This is a genomic window from Acrocarpospora sp. B8E8, from assembly GCF_039871605.1.
Taxonomy (GTDB): Bacteria; Actinomycetota; Actinomycetes; order Streptosporangiales; family Streptosporangiaceae; genus Acrocarpospora; species Acrocarpospora macrocephala.
In genome coordinates, this window is sequence record NZ_JBDPLV010000177.1 from 1 (window position 1) to 2,222 (window position 2,222).

General features: G+C 73.3%; 1 protein-coding gene. It reads left to right on the forward strand.

Annotated features, from left to right (window positions below; translation table 11 throughout):
- Positions 1-2,222, forward strand: a 2,222-nt coding sequence (gene ppdK / locus ABGB08_RS54400) for a pyruvate, phosphate dikinase (RefSeq protein ID WP_347608409.1), incomplete at both ends; no start/stop codon positions are given.

Below are 2,222 nucleotides of genomic sequence, written 5' to 3' on the forward strand. Positions count from 1 at the left end.
GGCGACGACCGCTTCGCCTGGGACTGCTACCGCAGGCTCATCTCCATGTACGGCGCCACGGTCGAGGGCGTCCCGCACGACCTCTTCGAGCGAGCGCTCGCGGCTCATCGCCGTGCGGCCGGCGTACGGACCGACCCGGAGCTCGACCCGGCCGGCCTCCGCGACCTGGTCGAGGAGTACAAGCAGATCTTCCAGGACCACACGGGCAAGCCGTTCCCCCAAGACCCGGCCGCGCAGCTCAAGGGCGCCGTCCTGGCCGTCCTCCGCTCCTGGAACACCGAACGCGCCCGCCTCTACCGCCGCGCCGAGCACATCCCCGACGATCTGGGCACCGCCGTCAACATCATGGCCATGGTGTACGGCAACCGGGGCCCGAGGTCCGGGACGGGCGTCGCCTTCACCCGCGACCCGGCGACCGGCGCCCGCGGCCGCTACGGCGACTACCTGCCCAACGCCCAGGGCGAGGACGTCGTCTCCGGCAGCCGCGACGCCCTGCCCCTGCAGGAGCTGGCGCACCTGGACCCGCCGAGCTTCGACCAGCTGACCGCCGCCATGCGGGTACTGGAGCAGCGCTACCGCGACCTGTGCGACATCGAGTTCACCATCCAGGAGGGCCGGCTGTGGATGCTGCAGACCCGCGTCGGCAAGCGCACCGCGGCCGCGGCCTTCACCATCGCCGCCCAGCTCGTCGACGAAGGCGTCATCGACCTGGACGAGGCGCTGCGCCGCGTCGACGGCGCCAAGCTCGCCCAGCTCATGTTCCCCCGCTTCGACCTGGCGGGCGACCCGGAGCCGATCGTGACCGGCGTGGCCGCCGCACCCGGAGCCTCCTGCGGCCGGGCCGTCTTCGACTCCCGCCGCGCCACCCAAGCGAGCGAGCCGGTCATCCTGGTCCGGCGCGAGACCAATCCCGACGACCTGCCGGGCATGCTGGCCGCGCGCGGCATCCTCACCAGCAGGGGCGGCAAGACCTCGCACGCGGCCGTCGTCGCCCGCGGCATGGGACGCACCTGCGTCTGCGGCACCGCCATCGAGATCGACGAGGAGCGCCCCCAGTTCCGCGCCGGTGGCGTGACCGTCCGCGAAGGCGACCTCATCTCGATCGACGGCACCACCGGCAAGGTCTACCTGGGCGAGCTGCCCGTGCGCCCGTCCCCCGTCGTCCAGTATTTCGAGGGCGAGCTGGACGCGGGCTCAGGCCCGCTGGTCGCGGCGGTGCACCGGCTGGTCGCGCACGCCGACGCCGTCCGCCGGCTCGGCGTGTACGCCAACGCCGACACCCCCGAGGACGCCGCCCGTGCTCGCCGGTTCGGCGCCGCCGGGATCGGCCTGTGCCGTACCGAGCACATGTTCCTGGGCGAGCGGCGCGCGCTGGTGGAGCGGCTGATCCTCGCCGAGGGCGCGCAGGAGGTCCAGGAGGCGCTGGAGGCGCTGCTCCCGCTCCAGCGGGCCGACTTCACCCGCATCCTGGCGGCCATGGACGGCCTGCCGGTGACCATCCGGCTGATCGACCCGCCGCTGCACGAGTTCCTGCCCGCGCTGGAGGACCTGCTCGGCGCGACCACCGAACACGACAGGAAACTGCTGGCGGCGGTCCGCCGGATGCACGAGAGCAACCCGATGCTCGGCCTGCGCGGCGTCCGCCTCGGCCTGCTGGTGCCCGGGCTGTTCGCCATGCAGGTCCGCGCGATCGCCGAGGCCGCCGCCGAACGGGTCGCCGCCGGCGGCGACCCCCGACCGGAGATCATGGTGCCGCTCGTCGGCGACGTCCGCGAACTCCACCTCGTACGCGCCGACGCGGAACGTGTCCTGGCCGGCGTCCCCGGCATCCCGCGCATCCCCATCGGAACCATGATCGAGGTGCCACGCGCGGCACTGACCGCCGGCGACATCGCGGGACCGGCCGAGTTCTTCTCCTTCGGCACCAACGACCTGACCCAGATGGCCTGGGGTTTCTCCCGCGACGACGTGGAAGGGCCGATCTTCCCGGCCTACCTGCGCCTGGGCGTCATCGACGCCTCGCCGTTCGAGACCATCGACCGCCGCGGCGTCGGCCGGCTGGTGTCGATCGCGGTCAAGGAGGGCCGCCAGGCCCGGCCTGACCTGCGGATCGGCGTCTGCGGCGAGCACGGCGGCGACCCCGGCTCGGTGCGCTTCTTCCACGAAGCCGGACTCGACTACGTGTCCTGCTCCCCCTTCCGAGTGCCGGTGGCCCGCCTCGA